Here is a 15,907-nt window from a genome sequence, read left to right on the forward strand (position 1 = left end):
CATGAACAAGCTGCTCATGCATCCGGCGACCAAGCCGGTCATCTTCTTGCTGTGCCTGCTGCCGTTCGCGCGGCTGGCCTACGGCGCGTTCACGGATGGCCTCGGCGCCAACCCCGCCGAGTTCCTGATTCGCGCCACCGGCGACTGGACGCTGCGCTTCATCTGCATCGTGTTGGCGGTGACGCCGCTGCGCGTCATCAGCAAGTGGAACGCGCTTGCGCGCTACCGGCGCATGCTCGGCCTGTTCGCCTACTTCTACGTGGTGCTGCACCTGCTGTGCTACAGCTGGTTCGACATGGGTTTCGAGTGGGGCGACATTGCCAAGGACATCGCGAAGCGGCCGTTCATCCTGGTGGGCTTCTCGGCCTTCGTGCTGCTGACGCCGCTGGCGGCCACGTCGTTCAATCGCGCGATCAAGGCGATGGGCGCGAAGCGCTGGCAGATGCTGCACAAGCTGGTCTACGTGATCGCGGGCCTGGGCCTGCTGCACTTCTTCTGGATGCGCGCGGGCAAGAACAACTTCGCCGAAGTGTTCATCTACGTTGCGATCATCGGGGTGCTGCTTGCGTGGCGCGTGTGGAATTTTGCGAGCAAGCGCAAGGCGAAGCCGGCAGCAGGGGCAACAGGCGCGGTGCGCAACAGCGAGAAGCCGCTGCGCACCAACTGACAGACGGCAATCAGCCGTCGATCTCGCTGCGCAGCTGGTCTTCCATCGTCTCGCGGCGGCGGATCAGCCTGGCGCTGGCGCCACTCACCAGCACCTCGGCGGCACGGCCGCGCGTGTTGTAGTTGCTGGACATGCTCATGCAGTACGCGCCCGCCGACAGAACCGCCAGAAGGTCGCCCGCCACCACGTTGAGCGCGCGGTCGCGGCCGATCCAGTCGCCGCTTTCGCAGACCGGGCCGACCACGTCGTAGGTCGGCGCGTCGCCAGCGCGCGTGCGCACCGGCACGATGCGCTGGAAGGCCTGGTACATCGCGGGGCGCGGCAGGTCGTTCATGGCCGCGTCGACGATGCAGAAGTTCTTGTCCTCGCCGGGCTTGGTGTAGAGCACCTCGGTCACGCACACGCCGGCATTGCCGACCAGCGAGCGTCCGGGCTCGATCACCAGTTTGCGCTGGCCGAAGCCGCGCGCGTCCAGCTTGGCGAGCAACTGCTGCCACAGCGCATCGGCCTTGGGCGGCACTTCGCCGTTGTAGTCGATGCCCAGGCCGCCGCCGAAGTCCAAGTGATGGACCGGCACGCCAGCCGCTTCGATTGCCTCGACTAGGTCGAGCACGCGATCGCAGGCGTCGAGGTAGGGCGAGGCTTCGGTGATCTGCGAGCCGATGTGGCAGTCGATACCGACCACTTCCAGGCCCGGCAGCCTTGCAGCATGCCGGTAGGCTTCGACCGCGCGATCGTGCGCGATGCCGAACTTGTTGCCCTTGAGGCCGGTGGAGATGTACGGGTGCGTCTTCGGATCGACGTTCGGATTGATGCGAATGCTGATGGGCGCGCGCTTGCCTTCGGCCACCGCCACTTCGTTGAGCACGTCGAGTTCGGCTTCGCTCTCGACGTTGAAGCAGGCGATGCCGGCGGCGAGGGCCTGACGCATTTCGGCGCGGGTCTTACCGACACCGGAGAAGATGATCTTCTTCGGATCGGCGCCCACGGCCAGCACACGAGCCAGTTCGCCGCCCGAGACGATGTCGAAGCCGCAGCCTGCTTCCGCGAAAACGCGCAGCACGCCGAGCGACGAATTGGCTTTCATCGCATAGCAAATCAGTGCATCGCGACCTTCGAAGCCGCGCTGGTATGCGGCCAGGGCGTCCAGCATCCACTGCTTCGAGTAGACGAAAAGAGGGGTGCCGTGCTCGCGGGCCAGCGCGTCGAGCGCAACGCCTTCGACGTGCAGCGCGCCATCGCGCTCTGCGATGTGCGGCTGGCCGGGGAGGGCGGGGGATGTGATATCGGCGCTCACTTGCGCGGTTCCGTGCTGTTGCTCGCCGGTGCGCTGGCAGCGGCGGCCGGTGCACTTGCGGCAGCCGCTGGTGCGGGCGCAGCCTCGCTGGAGGAGGATGACGACCGCAAGCTTTCGGGTGTCATCAGCTGCGGCAACGTGGCTCGTCCGGCGGCGGCAGGATCGGTCGGCAGGTACAGCGCACCGCGCTGTCCGCAAGCAACCAGACCGGCAGCGCCTGCGACGAGGCAGACCATGAGCGCAGCGCGGGCGCGGGTGCTCACTAGAATTTGGCGAACGTTCAACATAGCGAAATTGTAATGACCGACACCGAGTACATGGACCGCGCCGAAGCCGCGCTCGCCGCCATCGAGCAAGGCTGCGACCGCATCAACGATGCGACCGACGCTGACATCGACAACCAGAGGGTGGGCGGGATGATCACGATTTCGTTCCGCAATGGCAGTCAGTTGATCGTGAATCTGCAAAAGCCCCTGCAGGAAATCTGGCTTGCCGCGCGCTCTGGCGGCTACCACTACCGCCATAACGGCCAAGCCTGGGTCGATACCAAGACCGGGGAAGAATTCTTCGGCAACCTGTCGCGCGAGGCGACTCTGCAGGCAGGCCAGCCGCTGGCGTTCGCGGCTGCCTGATTCTGCGTCTCCGCCGTCAGTTGCGGAAAAGATCGAGGATGCGGTTGCGCTCCTCGGGCGGGGCCGGCGGGCTCACCGGGGCGCCGGTCAGGGCTTCCGCTGGCGCCGCAGGCGTGGACTCCACGCCCAGGCTTGCCACGCCGCGTCCCGGCGCATAGTCGTCGTAGTACCACTCGCCGCCGACGCTCACGATGCCTGAAGGCGGGTTGGCCGACAGCTCTGTCACCGGCACGCCCTTGATGGCGGTTTCCATGTAGGTGATCCAGATCGGCAGGCTCAGGCCGCCGCCGGTTTCGCGGTCGCCCAGGTTGCGCGGTGTGTCGTAGCCGATCCACGAGATGGCCGTCATGGTCGGCTGGAAGCCGGCGAACCAGGCATCGAGCGAGTCGTTGGTGGTGCCTGTCTTGCCGTAGAGGTCGGGGCGCTTGAGCATGGCCTGCGCCTTGGCCGCGGTGCCGGCGCGAGCCACGGAATTCAGCAGCGTGTCCATGATGAAGGCATTGCGCTGGGGAATGGCGCGCAGCGACTCGTTGAGCAGCGGCGGCTGCTTGTCGACCAGCACCTTGTCCTTGTGGTCGGTGATGCGGGTCACGAGATACGGATTGACGCGGTAGCCGCCGTTGGCGAACACCGAATAGCCCACCGCCATCTGCATCGGCGTGACCGAGCCCGCGCCGAGCGCCATCGGCAGGTAGGCCGGGTGCTTGTCCTTGTCGAAGCCGAAGTTGGTGATCCACTCCTGCGCGTAGCGCGTGCCGATGGACTGCAGTATGCGGATCGACACGAGATTCTTCGACTTCATCAGCGCGGTGCGCATCGACATCGGACCGTCGTAGCCGCCGCCGTAGTTCTTGGGCTCCCAGGGCTGGCCGCCGGTGGTGCCGGCGTCGAAGAAGAGGGGGCCGTCGTTGATGACGGTGGCCGGGGTGAAGCCCTTTTCAAGCGCCGCGGAATAGATGAAAGGCTTGAAGCTCGAACCAGGCTGGCGCCAGGCCTGCGTCACATGGTTGAACTTGTTCTTGCCGAAATCGAAGCCGCCGACCAGCGCCTTGATGGCACCGTCGCGTGGATCCATGGCGACGAAGGCGCCTTCCACCTCGGGCAGCTGCGTGATTTCCCAGGTGTTCTTGGGCGTCTTCACCACGCGGATGACCGCGCCGCGGCGGATCTTGATATTGGGCGGGGCCTTGTCGGAGAGGCCGGACTGCGCAGGCTTGAGGCCGTCGCCGGTGATCTGCACTGGGTCGCCGTTGCCGCGCACGGCGTCGATCTGCTTGGCAGTGGCCTTGAGCACGACCGCTGCCATCACGTCGCCGTTGTCGGGGTGGTCGCTGAGTGCGTCGTCCACCGCCTCGTCGAGTTCCTTGGCGTCGTTCGGCAGATCGACGAACTTCTCGGGGCCGCGATAGATCTGGCGGCGCTCGTAGTCCATGATGCCCTTGCGCAGCGCCTTGTAGGCTGCCGCCTGGTCGGCCGCGACCAGCGAGGTGTAGACCTTCAGGCCGCGCGTGTAGGTGCTGTCGCCGTACTGGGCGTACATCAGCTGGCGCACGGTTTCCGCGACGTATTCGGCGTGCAGGCGGTTCGGGTCGGCGGCATCGCGCAGATGCAGTTCTTCCTTCTTGGCTTCGGCGGCCTGTTCAGCGGTGATGAAGCCGGCTTCCTGCATGCGGTCGATCACGTAGAACTGGCGACCGCGTGCACGTTGCGGGTTGTTGACCGGGTTGTTCGCGCCCGGCGCCTTCGGCAGGCCGGCCAGCATGGCGGCCTGTGCGATCGTAAGTTCTTGCAACGGCTTGCCGAAATACGCTTCGGAGGCGGCGGCGAAGCCGTAGGCGCGGTTACCGAGGTAGATCTGGTTCAGGTAGATCTCGAAGATCTGATCCTTGGTGAGCAGGTGCTCCAGCTTGAAGGTCAGCAGCACTTCGTAGATCTTGCGGGTGAGCGTCTTCTCCGAGCTCAGGTAGACGTTGCGCGCCACCTGCATCGTGATGGTCGACGCGCCCTGGCTCTTCACGCGATTCATGTTGGCCAGGCCCGCGCGCACCATGCCCTTGTAGTCCACGCCGCCGTGGTCGTAGAAACGTGCATCTTCGGCCGCGAGCACGGCGTCTTTCACGACCTTGGGAATGGCGGAAATCGGGGTGAGATTGCGGCGTTCCTCGCCGAATTCGCCGATCAGGGTGCCTTCGGCCGAGAACACCCGCAGCGGCAGTTTGGGCCGGTAGTCGGAGAGTTCGCTGATGTCCGGCAGGTTCGGATACGCGACGGCAAGAGCCACCGCCACCACGCAAAGCACCGCCAGCACACCGGCCGCGGCAATGCCGAAGCCCCAGAGGAAAAAGCGCAACAGCCATTTCAGCCAGGTCGGGCGCTTGGGGGGAGGGGTCTTGGCTGGCCCTTTGGGGCTTGAAGTTTCTTGCATGAGGGGCCGGAGAGTCACCGGACATTATAAAAAGCCGTCCTCTTTTCACGATCCGATCTTTGCTGCCCTTGCATCGCCATAATTCAAAAGTTACAAAATGCGGATTTGACGTCAGGTTTTGACAACGCTTCAGGGTTTTGCCCCCCGGCGCTGCTTGGTTGCCGCTACGCCTGCTGCTAGCATGCAACCGAACGCACATTTTTCTATTGGTTACAAATACAGGGGGAGAGGGACTTAACTTGGCTGCTCTTGGATCATTGTTTCGTCGTCAGAACGCTCCCCTGCTTGGGCTGGATGTCAGTTCGTCCAGCGTCAAGCTGGTCGAGCTCGGCCGTGAGGCCAGCGGCAAGCTGGTCCTGGAGCGCTGTGCCATCGAGCCCCTGGAACGTGGCTGGATCACTGACGGCAACGTCGAGAAATTCGACGAGGTGGCGGAAGCCGTCCGGCGCGTCGTCCGCAAGAGCGGCACGCGCACGCGTAATGTGGCGCTTGCACTGCCGCCGTCGGCCGTGATCACCAAGAAGATCATTCTTCCGGGCGGCATGAGCGAGCAGGAGCTCGAGATTCAAGTCGAGTCCGAGGCCAACCAGTACATCCCGTTCTCACTGGACGAAGTCAGTCTCGACTTCTGCGTCACGGGGCCGAGCGCCACGTCCGCCGGCGACGTGGAAGTGCTGATTGCCGCGTCCCGCAAAGAAAAGGTCCAGGATCGCGAAGGCCTGGCGGAAGCCGCCGGCCTGAAGGCGATGATCCTCGACGTCGAGTCTTATGCCTCACGCTTAGCCACCGCCCGCCTGATCGAGCAACTGCCTGGCAAGGGCGTGGATTCGATCGTGGCGCTCTTCGAAGTGGGCGCGTTCACCACCAGCATGCAGGTGCTTCGCAACCAGGAAGTGCTGTATGACCGCGATCAGGCATTCGGCGGCGCCCAGCTTACGCAACTGATCGTGCGCCAGTACGGTTTTTCCGCTGAAGAAGCCGAAGCCAAGAAGCGCAGCGGCGACCTGCCCGACGACTACGGTTCCGGTGTGCTCAAGCCTTTCGTGGAAAGCATCGCGCAGGAAATCGCGCGTGCGCTCCAGTTCTTCTTCACGAGCACGCCGCACAACCGTGTCGACTACGTGTTGCTGGCGGGTGGATCGGCATCGCTGCCGGGCCTGACCAACGCCGTGACGCGACAGACCTCGTTCGCCTGCTCGCTCCTGAATCCCTTCGACGGCATGGACTTCAGTTCGAACATCCGCGAGAAGAAGGTTCGTCGCGAGGCGCCGTCCTATCTGACCTCTTGCGGGTTGGCCATGCGGAGGTTCCTGCAGTGATCCTCATCAATCTGCTTCCGCACCGCGAAGCTGCACGCAAGCGGCGGCGCGAGGCTTTCTTTGGCACATTGGGCGCCGCAGCGGTGCTCGGTCTTCTGATTGCTGGCTTGGGCTACCTCTGGTTCGAAGCCCAGATCGCGGCGCAGCAATCGAAGAACAGCTTCCTCTCGGTCGAGATCAAGAAGCTCGAGGTCGAGATCAAGGAAATCTCGACCCTGCAGGAAGAAATCGCAGCGCTGCGCGCGCGCCAGCAGGCCGTCGAAGACCTGCAGGGCGACCGTAACCTGCCTGTGCACCTGCTCAACGAACTGGTCCGGCAACTGCCCGATGGCGTCTACCTGACCAGCATGAAGCAGGACAACCAGACGGTCACGCTGCAAGGCATGGCCCAGTCGAACGAGCGGGTCTCGGAGTTGCTGCGCAACCTGGGCAACAACAGCCCATGGCTCGTGAAGCCGGAGCTGGTCGAAATCACTTCGGCAAATGTGAACCTGAATCCGCGCGACCAGCGCCGCGTGGCGAACTTCACGATGCGCATTGGCCTGAAACGCCCCACCGATGCTCAAAAGGCCGCTGCCGAAAAGGCCTTGGCCGCAACGGCGCAATCCAAGGGGTAACCGATCATGGCAAGCAATCGCCCCTCCCAAAAAATAGATGTCGGCGCTGCGCTGCAGCGTTTCGGCGAACAGTTCCGCGGGCTCAACCCGAACGATCCGTCGATGTGGCCGCCGGTGCCCCGGTACGCGCTCTGCCTGGCGGTCACCGCGCTGGTACTGGTCGCCCTGTGGTTTGTCTGGCTGACCAATTCGAACGACGAGCTCGAAAGCGAACGTTCCAAGGAAGTTGCGCTCAAGGCCGATTACCAGAAAAAGGTGGCTCAGGCAGCGAACCTCGAACTGCTGAAGAAGCAGCGCGAACAGGTGCAGCAGTACGTGACCCTGCTCGAGAAGCAGTTGCCCAGCAAGGCGGAAATGGATGCCCTGTTGTCGGACATCAATCAGGCAGGTCTTGGCCGCAGCCTTCAGTTCGAGCTGTTCCGTCCGGGGCAGGTATCGGTCAAGGACTACTACGCCGAACTGCCGATCGCCGTCCGCGTGACTGGGCGGTATCACGACATGGGCGCCTTCGTGGCCGATGTCGCTGGTCTCTCGCGCATCGTGACGTTGAACAACATCACCGTCACCCCGCAAAAGGACAAGGACGTGCTGACGATGGACACCACCGCACGCACCTTCCGCTACCTCGATGATGACGAGCGGGCTGCACAGAAGCGCGCCGCTGCGCCGAAGGCGAAGAAATGAAGATCGCCGCCAAAGTACTGTGGCTGACGATGGCCGCGTTGGGGCTGAGCGCCTGCGACTCGGGCCAGGACGACCTGCAACGCTGGATGGCCGAACAGCGCGCCCAGGTGAAGCCTTCGGTGCCGCCCATTTCCGAGCCCAAGAAGTTCACGCCGCAGGCCTATACCGAAGCCTCGTCGTTCGAACCTTTCAACATCCTGAAGCTGACGCAGGCACTGCGCCGCGACTCGAACCAGCCGAGCACGTCGGAGCTGATCGCGCCCGAACTGGCACGCCGCAAGGAGGCGCTCGAAGCCTTCCCGCTCGACTCGATGGCGATGGTCGGCAGCATGAATCGCAACGGCCAGCCGGTGGCGCTGGTCCGTGTCGACAAGCTGCTCTACAAGGTGCGCGTCGGCGAATACCTGGGACTCAACTACGGGCGCATTACCCGTATCAACGAAACCGAAGTCGCCTTGCGTGAAATCGTGCAAGACGCCGCCGGTGAATGGATCGAACGCGTCGCGACGCTGCAGCTGCAAGAGAGTGCGAAATGAACCAAAACAAATCAACGATGGCACAGTGGCTGCGCGCTGCCGGCCTGGGTCTGCTGGCCTTCGGTGCATTGGCCGTGGCCCATGCGCAAAACGCCATCGAGGCCGTGACCAGCTCGACACAGTCCGGTGCGGAAGTGATCCGCATCGACCTTGCGCAGCCGCTCACCGCGGTGCCCGCCGGGTTTGCCGTGCAAACGCCGGCTCGCATTGCGCTCGATTTCCCGGGTGTCACGAATGCCATCGGCCGCTCTGCCATCGAAGTGAACCAGGGCAACCTGCGCTCGGTGAACGTGGTTCAGGCTGGTGAACGTAGCCGGGTGGTGTTGAACCTGAAGCAGGCGACTGCGTACAAGGCCGAGATCCAGGGCAAGTCGCTGCTGGTCATTCTCGAACCGGTGGCCGGTTCGGCGCTTGTCACGTCTGCCGCCACGACTTTCGCGGAAAACCGCAACCGGGACATGTTGCCGTTGCGCGACGTCGACTTCCGCCTCGGTGCCGACAGCACGGGCCGCGTCATCGTCGATCTTCCGAATAATCAGGTCGGTGTCGACGTCAAGCAGCAAGGCAAGAACCTCGTTGTGGAGTTCACCAAGTCGACGCTGCCAGAGGGGCTGCGCCGCCGCCTCGACGTGGCCGACTTCGGAACGCCGGTCCAGCTGATCACCTCGCAGCAATCGGGCGACCGTGTCCGCATGACGATCGAAGCCAAGGGCGACTGGGAGCACAGCGCCTACCAGAGCGAGAACCAGTTCGTGGTCGAAGTTCGCGCCCGCAAGGTCGATCCGACCAAGCTGACGCAAGGCGTCGGCTACAACGGCGAGAAACTGTCGCTCAACTTCCAGAACATCGAAATCCGTTCGCTGCTGCAGGTGATTGCCGACTTCACGAACTTCAACATCGTGACCTCGGACTCGGTGAGCGGCGCGCTGACTCTGCGACTGAAGGACGTGCCCTGGGATCAGGCGCTCGACATCATCATGCAGGCGAAGAACCTGGGCATGCGCAAGAACGGCAGCGTGCTGTGGATCGCACCCAAGGACGAAATCAACGCCAAGGAAAAGCTCGAATTCGAGGCCAAGGCCGCGATCGAGAATCTGGAGCCGCTGCGCACCCAGTCGTTCCAGCTCAATTACACCAAGGCGATTGCCATCGCGCAGGGGTTGACGGGCACCGGTGCTTCATCGGGCGGTGGCGGTGGCAGCGGTACGACGACGCGCATCCTGAGCCCCCGCGGCAGCGTCATCGCCGAGTCGCGCACGAACCAACTCTTCGTGTCGGACATCCCATCGCGCCTGGCCCAGGTGACCGAGCTGATCCAGAAGCTGGACATTCCGGTTCGTCAGGTGCTGATCGAAGCCCGGATCGTCGAAGCGTCCGACACCTTTGGCAAGTCGCTTGGTGTGCGGCTGGGCGGCGGTATCGCTGGAGAGCGCTTTGCATCGTCCGCCGGCAGTCGGGCTTATGGCAACGTTGGCGTCATGCCCATCGTCACGCCAGGTACCAATGGCGCTGCCAGCACGGTCACCAGCACCTTTACCAATTCCAACTTCATCAACCTCCCGGCAGGCGATGCGGGCGGTACCGGCAACGCGGCGGGCACCTTCGCGATCTCGCTCTTCAATTCGAGCTTCTCGCGCATGCTGAACCTCGAAATCTCGGCGCTCGAAGCCGACGGCAAGGGCAAGCTGGTGTCCAGCCCCCGTGTCATCACGGCCGACCAGACCAAGGCGCTGATCGAGCAGGGTGAAGAAATCCCGTACCAGCAGGCCACGTCCAGCGGTGCTACCTCGATCTCGTTCCGCAAGGCGGTGCTGAAGCTCGAAGTCACGCCGCAGATCACGCCGGAAGGCAACATCATCCTGACGCTGGACGTGAGCAAGGACGCCCGCGGCGTGAATACCTCGGCGGGTCCAGCGATCAACACCAAGCACGTGCAAACCGAGGTGCTGGTGGAGAACGGCGGCACGGTCGTCATCGGTGGTATCTTCGAGCTCACCGAAACCAATGACGAATCGCGCGTGCCGGTGCTGGGTGAAGTGCCCTACCTGGGGGCACTGTTCCGCAAGCGCGAACGCGTTGCCAACAAGACCGAAATGCTCGTCTTTATCACCCCGAAGATGATTACCGACCGCAACGCCGCGCGCTGACGCGCGGGCGTAGCAGCCACCGCGTGGCGGTCGCACTCGTCGGCTTGCCCGGCGCCGGAAAATCCGCAGTGGGCCGGCGCCTGGGGATGCGGCTGGACCTTCCGTTCATCGACACCGATCATGTGATCGAGCAGCGCATAGGCTGCTCGATCCGCGATTACTTCGAGCGCGAAGGTGAAGTAGCCTTTCGGGATCTCGAACAAACCGTGATCGCCGACCTGGCCGCCAATGCCCAGGGCGTGCTGGCGACCGGAGGCGGCGCGGTGCTGCGGGAGGCCAACCGCACCCAGTTGCGCGATCACTTCCACGTGATCTACCTGCGCTCTTCCCCCGAGGACCTGTTCCGGCGCCTGCGCCACGACGTCAAGCGGCCCCTGCTGCAGGTCGCTGACCCGCTGGGCCGGCTGCGCGAACTGCACGATGCGCGCGACCCGTTCTACCGGGAAACGGCCCACGACGTGGTCGATACAGGCCGCCCGTCGATCGCCATGCTGGTGAACATCATCGTGATGCAGCTCGAATTGGCAGGTGTCGTCGAGCCGGGCGCCCATCCCGAAGAGCCCCCCGCCTGAGCCTGTCTGGGCCGCAGCGCCTAAACTCGCTGCCCATGTCCCTGCCCGTACTTTCCGCTCCGCCAGAACGCGTCGACATCCAGCTCGGCGACCGCAGTTACCCGATCCTGATCGGTGCCGGCCTGCTGGACGATCCCCAGAGCTTTGCCGTCACGCCCGCCGCGGCCACGGCCCTGATCGTCAGCAACACCACAGTGGCGCCGCTTTACGCCAAGGCGCTGCAGACTGCCCTGGCGGGCCGTTTCCGTACCGTGCACTTGCTCGAGTTGCCCGACGGCGAGGTCTACAAGAACCTGCAGACCCTGAACCTGATCTTCGACGACCTGCTGGGACATGGCAGCGACCGCAAGACCGTGCTGTTCGCCCTGGGCGGTGGCGTGGTGGGCGACATGACAGGATTCGCCGCCGCCAGCTACATGCGCGGTGTGCCGTTCGTGCAGGTGCCGACCACGCTGCTGGCGCAGGTCGATTCCTCGGTCGGCGGCAAGACGGCCATCAACCACCCGCTCGGCAAGAACATGATCGGCGCGTTCTACCAGCCGCAGCTCGTCGTGTGCGATCTGTCCACGCTGCAGACGCTCCCCCCGCGCGAACTGAGTGCCGGCCTGGCCGAAGTCATCAAGTACGGCCCGATCCACGACATGGCCTTCTTCGACTGGATCGAGGCGAACATCGAGGCCCTCGTCGCAAGAGACCCGGCCGCGCTGGCCTACGCCGTCAAGCGCAGCTGCGAGATCAAGGCGCTGGTGGTCGGCCAGGACGAGCGCGAAACCGGCCTGCGCGCGATCCTCAACTTCGGCCACACCTTCGGCCACGCGATCGAATCGGGCCTCGGCTATGGCGAATGGCTGCACGGCGAGGCCGTCGGCTGCGGCATGGTCATGGCAGCGCACCTGTCGCAGCGGCTCGGCGGCGTCGATGCTGCCTTCGTCGAGCGGCTCACGCGCCTGATCGAGCGCGCCGGCCTGCCGGTCGTCGGCCCCGCGCTGGGTGCCGAACGCTATCTGGAGCTGATGCGCGTCGACAAGAAATCGGAAGCCGGCGAGATCCGCTTCGTGGTGATCGACCGGCCCGGCTCCGCCGTGGTCCGCAGCGCGCCCGACGCGCTGGTGCGCGAAGTGCTCGCGCAGTGCTGCGCGGGATGAGCCTCGCGGCCTATGCCTGCCTGCCCGCGCAGTCGCGCGGCCGTCGGCATGCCGAGCCGCCCGCGCCCACGCGCGATGCCTTCCAGCGCGACCGCGACCGCATCGTGCATTCCACGGCCTTTCGCCGGCTGGTCTACAAGACGCAGGTGTTCCTGAACCACGAGGGCGACCTGTTCCGCACCCGGCTCACGCACTCGCTGGAAGTCGCCCAACTGGGCCGTTCGATCGCCCGGGCCCTGCGAATCAACGAGGACCTGGTCGAGGCGATTGCCCTGGCGCATGACCTGGGCCACACGCCCTTCGGGCACGCAGGCCAGGACGCGCTCAACGACTGCATGGCCGGGCATGGTGGCTTCGAGCACAACCTGCAGAGCCTGCGCGTGGTCGATGCGCTGGAGCACCGCTATCCGCAGTACGACGGACTGAATCTCAGCTTCGAGACCCGCGAGGGCATCCTCAAGCACTGCTCCCGCGCGAATGCGGAGCGTCTGGAGGCGGCCGAGCCCAACGGCGTGGCCCGGCGGTTTCTCGACCGCACGCAGCCGGGGCTCGAGGCGCAGCTGTGCAACCTCGCCGACGCCATCGCCTACAACGCCCACGACATCGACGACGGCGTGCGCTCGGGGCTCATCAGCGTCGAGCAACTGTCCGAGGTCGAGCTGTTCGAGCGCCATCGCCGCGAGGCGCTTGCCGAGCATCCGCAGTTGCAGGGCCGGCGCGTGCTCTACGAAACCATCCGGCGCATGCTGAGCGCGCAGGTCTACGACGTGATCGACGCGACGCGCGCGGCGCTCGAAGCCCTCGCGCCGGTCGATGCCGACGCAGTGCGCAAGGCCCCGCCTGTCGTCGCGTTCAGCGGCACCATGCAGGCCCAGTCGGAAGACCTCAAGCGTTTTCTCTTCCACAACCTCTATCGGCACCCGCAGGTCACCCAGACCACCGATCAGGCGCGTGACGTGGTGCGGGAGCTGTTCGAGGCCTATCTCGAGCGCAGTGCCGAAATGCCAACTTCCTTCGCCGAGCGCGGCGACAGGCACCGAGCCGTGGCCGACTATATCGCCGGCATGACCGACCGTTTCGCTGTGCGCGAGCACGAGCGGCTCACCGGCCGCCGGGGGATCGCGTGAGTTCCGTCGCAGCACGTCCGCGCGTTCCCGCCGCGGCCTTCGCCGTCCTGCTGGGCGGCGTCAGCGGAGCCTTGCATCTGGGCAAATTGCCGCCGGCCGTTCCGGCGCTGCAGGCATCGCTCGGCATCGGCCTGGTCGAGGCGGGATTCCTGTTGTCACTGGTTCAGGTCGCGAGCATGACCCTGGGGCTGCTGGTCGGGCTTGCGGCAGACACCATCGGCCTGCGCCGCAGCATGCTGACGGGGCTGTTCGTGCTGACGGTCGCGAGCCTGCTGGGAGGCCTGGTCGGCACCAGCGCAGATGGCGGCGCGTACGCCGTGCAATGGCTGCTTCTGTTGCGCGGCATCGAAGGCATCGGCTTCCTGCTGGCGGTCATGCCGGGACCGGGGCTGATCCGCGCCTTGACCCCGCCGGGCGCGGACAAGGCAGCGCTGGGCCTCTGGGGTGCCTACATGCCGCTCGGCGTGGCCCTTGCGCTGCTGCTTGGGCCCGCCCTGATCGCCTGGGGCGATTGGACGGGCTGGTGGTGGGCGTTGTCGGTCGTGTCGGCCGGTGCTGCGCTCTGGGTGTGGACGGTCGTGCCTGGTGATCGAACCCGTCAGGCAGTGGGAGGCCAGCCCAGCGAAGGCTGGTCGTCGCGCCTGCGCGCCACTGTCGGTGCGCGCGCCCCCTGGCTGGTTGCGCTGACGTTCGCCGTGTACTCGTCGCAGTGGATGGCCGTCATCGGCTTCCTGCCCGCCATCTATGCAGGTGCGGGCGTGCCGGCTGCCTGGAACGCGGTGCTGACTGCGCTCGCGGCCGCCATGAACATCGTCGGCAACATCGCCGGCGGCCGCTGGCTGCAGCGCGGCGTGGCGCCCGAGCGCCTGCTGCAGCTCGGTTTCCTGACGATGGCGCTGGGCGGCGTGGCCGCCTTCGCGCAAGCAGGGCAGGGCGCCGACGCCTTGGGCCTGCCGCCCGCGCTGCGCTACATCGCCGTCTGCGCCTTCTCGCTGGGCGGTGGCATGGTGCCGGCCACGCTGTTCCTGCTGGGGGTGCGTCTGGCACCCGGGCCCACCACCGTGTCGACGACCGTCGGCCTCATGCAGCAGGCATCGTCGCTTGGCCAGTTCCTGGCTCCGCCTGCGGTGGCGTGGCTGGCCCACCGCGTTGGCGGCTGGCACTGGACCTGGACGGCCACGCTGGCCTGTTCGCTGGCCGGCATGGCGATCGCGCGGCGACTGGGGCGGATTCGCCCTGCGGCGGAGATGGCATGACCCATCCGACGACAATTGCAGCCGCCCAGGCCGAAGCCGACACGCGGCGCTGGCTCGAACGCGCGGTGATCGGCCTCAACCTGTGCCCCTTCGCAAAGGCCGTGCACGTTAAGTCGCAGATCCACTACGCCGTGTACGAACCCGCCGAAGCAGCCGACCTGATGGACGCGCTGCTGGCCGAAGCCAAAGACCTCGCAGCGCTCGACGCCGCCGTGCGCGACACCACACTTCTGATTGCACCGAATACCTTGGCCGATTTCCTGGACTTCAACGATTTCACGGCGCGTGCCGAACGCCGGCTTGCGCGCGCCGGTTTCGACGGCGTGTTCCAGCTGGCGAGCTTTCATCCGCAGTTCCAGTTCGCCGGCACCGAAGTCGACGCCCTCGGCAACGCCACCAACCGCGCGCCATACCCCACGCTGCACCTGCTGCGCGAGGACAGCGTGAGCCGCGCGGTCGAGGCGTTCCCCGAGGCGGAGGCCATCTTCGAGCGCAACATCGACACGCTCGAAGCGCTGGGGTCCGATGGCTGGGTAGCTCTCGACGTCGGCCCCGGGAGCGCCAGGCCATGAACACCAAAGCCGCATCGAAACCGGTGACGAAGACGAACAAAGCCGCCAAGGCTGATGCCGAACTGGCCGAAGCCCTGCGCCCTGGCCAGTCCGTCGAGCTGCTCAAGGAACTGCACATCCTCACCCGCGAGGGGCGCCTCAACCAGGACTCGCGGCGCAAGCTCAAGCAGGTCTACCACCTGTTCCAGTTCATCGAGCAACTGCTGCGCGAGCTGCCGGAAGAGGGCGCAGGCGCAACGCTGGCCGATCATGGCGCGGGCAAGTCGTACCTCGGCTTCATCATCTACGACCTGTTCTTCCGGGCGCGGCAGGGCAGCAGCGGCCATGTCTACGGCATCGAGACGCGCGGCGAACTGGTCGAGCGCTCACGCGCGCTGGCGCAGCGGCTGGGCTTCGACCGCATGTCGTTCCTGAACCTCACCGTGGCCGAATCGGCGCGAGCGAGCGAACTGCCGGAGCAGATCGACGTGGTCACCGCGCTGCACGCCTGCGACACCGCCACCGACGATGCCATCGCCTTCGGCCTCGCCAAGAAGGCGCGCTGCATGGTGCTCGTGCCCTGCTGCCAGGCCGAAGTGGCCGCCTGCCTGCGCGAAACCAAGGCGCTGGCGCTTTCGCGCACGCCGCTGGCCGAGCTGTGGCGCCATCCGCTGCACACGCGCGAAATCGGCAGCCAGCTCACCAACGTGCTTCGCTGCCTGTATCTCGAAGCCAACGGCTACAGCGTCACCGTGACCGAACTGGTCGGCTGGGAGCACAGCATGAAGAACGAACTGATCCTGGCGCGCTACACCGGCCAGCGCAAGGCGAGTGCGGCGACGCGGCTGCGCGAGTTGCTGGCGCAGTTCGGGCTCGACACGCTGGGCGACACGCGCTTCCGTCTCGCCTGAGCCGCCGGCGCGCAACTCGCG

Annotated in this window: 16 protein-coding genes; 13 read left to right on the plus strand and 3 right to left on the minus strand. The window is 65.5% G+C overall.

The genetic code is table 11. From position 1 onward, the window contains the following. Position 1: 1 nt before the first annotated feature. Entirely contained in the window at positions 2 to 667 is a 666-nt protein-coding gene (locus ACN9MV_RS06555) for a sulfite oxidase heme-binding subunit YedZ (protein WP_093048518.1), read from the plus strand. Between the two features lie 10 nt (positions 668 to 677). On the opposite strand, the gene lysA is transcribed toward ACN9MV_RS06555, so the two are convergent. Continuing rightward, complete coding sequence (lysA, locus tag ACN9MV_RS06560; RefSeq protein ID WP_426391644.1) at positions 678 to 1,964, minus strand: diaminopimelate decarboxylase; 1,287 nt, start codon at positions 1,962 to 1,964, stop codon at positions 678 to 680. Further along, positions 1,961 to 2,251 carry an LPS translocon maturation chaperone LptM gene (gene lptM / locus ACN9MV_RS06565; protein WP_097199971.1) on the minus strand — a complete coding sequence of 97 codons (291 nt, stop codon included), beginning with the start codon at positions 2,249 to 2,251 and terminating at the stop codon, positions 1,961 to 1,963. Before lptM ends, lysA begins: the two co-directional genes overlap by 4 nt. Positions 2,252 to 2,263: 12 nt before the next feature. On the opposite strand from lptM, the gene cyaY reads away from it, so the two are divergent. Then, the gene (gene cyaY, locus ACN9MV_RS06570) at positions 2,264 to 2,596 is read left to right on the plus strand and encodes an iron donor protein CyaY (RefSeq protein WP_093172500.1); all 333 of its coding nucleotides are present in this window, start codon (positions 2,264 to 2,266) and stop codon (positions 2,594 to 2,596) included. A gap of 16 nt (positions 2,597 to 2,612) precedes the next feature. Here cyaY and ACN9MV_RS06575 read toward each other — a convergent pair whose 3' ends face one another. Next, positions 2,613 to 5,021: a penicillin-binding protein 1A gene (locus ACN9MV_RS06575; RefSeq protein ID WP_426391645.1), complete on the minus strand. Its 2,409-nt coding sequence runs from the start codon at positions 5,019 to 5,021 to the stop codon at positions 2,613 to 2,615. 239 nt (positions 5,022 to 5,260) lie between these two features. On the opposite strand from ACN9MV_RS06575, the gene ACN9MV_RS06580 reads away from it, so the two are divergent. The 11 genes from ACN9MV_RS06580 to ACN9MV_RS06630 are packed head-to-tail and all read left to right on the plus strand — an operon-like array spanning position 5,261 to position 15,886. After that, on the plus strand, positions 5,261 to 6,340 hold the full coding sequence (locus tag ACN9MV_RS06580) for a pilus assembly protein PilM (protein WP_258350983.1): 1,080 nt from the start codon (positions 5,261 to 5,263) through the stop codon (positions 6,338 to 6,340). Beyond that, positions 6,337 to 6,957, plus strand: coding sequence for a PilN domain-containing protein (locus ACN9MV_RS06585; RefSeq protein ID WP_426391646.1), 621 nt, complete (start codon positions 6,337 to 6,339; stop codon positions 6,955 to 6,957). Before ACN9MV_RS06580 ends, ACN9MV_RS06585 begins: the two co-directional genes overlap by 4 nt. Positions 6,958 to 6,963: 6 nt before the next feature. Beyond that, the gene (locus tag ACN9MV_RS06590; protein WP_426391647.1) at positions 6,964 to 7,641 is read left to right on the plus strand and encodes a type 4a pilus biogenesis protein PilO; all 678 of its coding nucleotides are present in this window, start codon (positions 6,964 to 6,966) and stop codon (positions 7,639 to 7,641) included. Then, positions 7,638 to 8,177, plus strand: coding sequence for a pilus assembly protein PilP (locus tag ACN9MV_RS06595; RefSeq protein ID WP_093048542.1), 540 nt, complete (start codon positions 7,638 to 7,640; stop codon positions 8,175 to 8,177). Before ACN9MV_RS06590 ends, ACN9MV_RS06595 begins: the two co-directional genes overlap by 4 nt. After that, a complete protein-coding gene (gene pilQ, locus ACN9MV_RS06600) occupies positions 8,174 to 10,324 on the plus strand; it encodes a type IV pilus secretin PilQ (protein ID WP_426391648.1) in 2,151 nt (716 codons plus the stop codon). The genes ACN9MV_RS06595 and pilQ overlap by 4 nt, the downstream gene beginning before the upstream one ends. Before the next feature lie 23 nt (positions 10,325 to 10,347). Next, positions 10,348 to 10,896 carry a shikimate kinase gene (locus ACN9MV_RS06605; RefSeq protein WP_093048548.1) on the plus strand — a complete coding sequence of 183 codons (549 nt, stop codon included), beginning with the start codon at positions 10,348 to 10,350 and terminating at the stop codon, positions 10,894 to 10,896. A gap of 35 nt (positions 10,897 to 10,931) precedes the next feature. After that, on the plus strand, positions 10,932 to 12,041 hold the full coding sequence (aroB, locus tag ACN9MV_RS06610) for a 3-dehydroquinate synthase (RefSeq protein ID WP_426391649.1): 1,110 nt from the start codon (positions 10,932 to 10,934) through the stop codon (positions 12,039 to 12,041). Then, positions 12,038 to 13,168 (plus strand): deoxyguanosinetriphosphate triphosphohydrolase, encoded by a 1,131-nt coding sequence (locus ACN9MV_RS06615; protein WP_093172492.1) that lies wholly within the window; start codon positions 12,038 to 12,040, stop codon positions 13,166 to 13,168. Before aroB ends, ACN9MV_RS06615 begins: the two co-directional genes overlap by 4 nt. Continuing rightward, positions 13,165 to 14,424, plus strand: a complete 1,260-nt coding sequence (locus tag ACN9MV_RS06620; protein WP_426391650.1) for a CynX/NimT family MFS transporter — start codon at positions 13,165 to 13,167, stop codon at positions 14,422 to 14,424. Before ACN9MV_RS06615 ends, ACN9MV_RS06620 begins: the two co-directional genes overlap by 4 nt. After that, positions 14,421 to 14,996 carry a DUF1415 domain-containing protein gene (locus ACN9MV_RS06625; RefSeq protein WP_426391651.1) on the plus strand — a complete coding sequence of 192 codons (576 nt, stop codon included), beginning with the start codon at positions 14,421 to 14,423 and terminating at the stop codon, positions 14,994 to 14,996. Before ACN9MV_RS06620 ends, ACN9MV_RS06625 begins: the two co-directional genes overlap by 4 nt. Beyond that, the gene (locus ACN9MV_RS06630) at positions 14,993 to 15,886 is read left to right on the plus strand and encodes a class I SAM-dependent methyltransferase (protein ID WP_426391652.1); all 894 of its coding nucleotides are present in this window, start codon (positions 14,993 to 14,995) and stop codon (positions 15,884 to 15,886) included. The genes ACN9MV_RS06625 and ACN9MV_RS06630 overlap by 4 nt, the downstream gene beginning before the upstream one ends. Positions 15,887 to 15,907 lie beyond the last annotated feature (21 nt).

Origin of the sequence: Variovorax sp. R-27 (genome assembly GCF_049913215.1) — a bacterium.
Lineage (GTDB): Bacteria > Pseudomonadota > Gammaproteobacteria > Burkholderiales > Burkholderiaceae_C > Variovorax.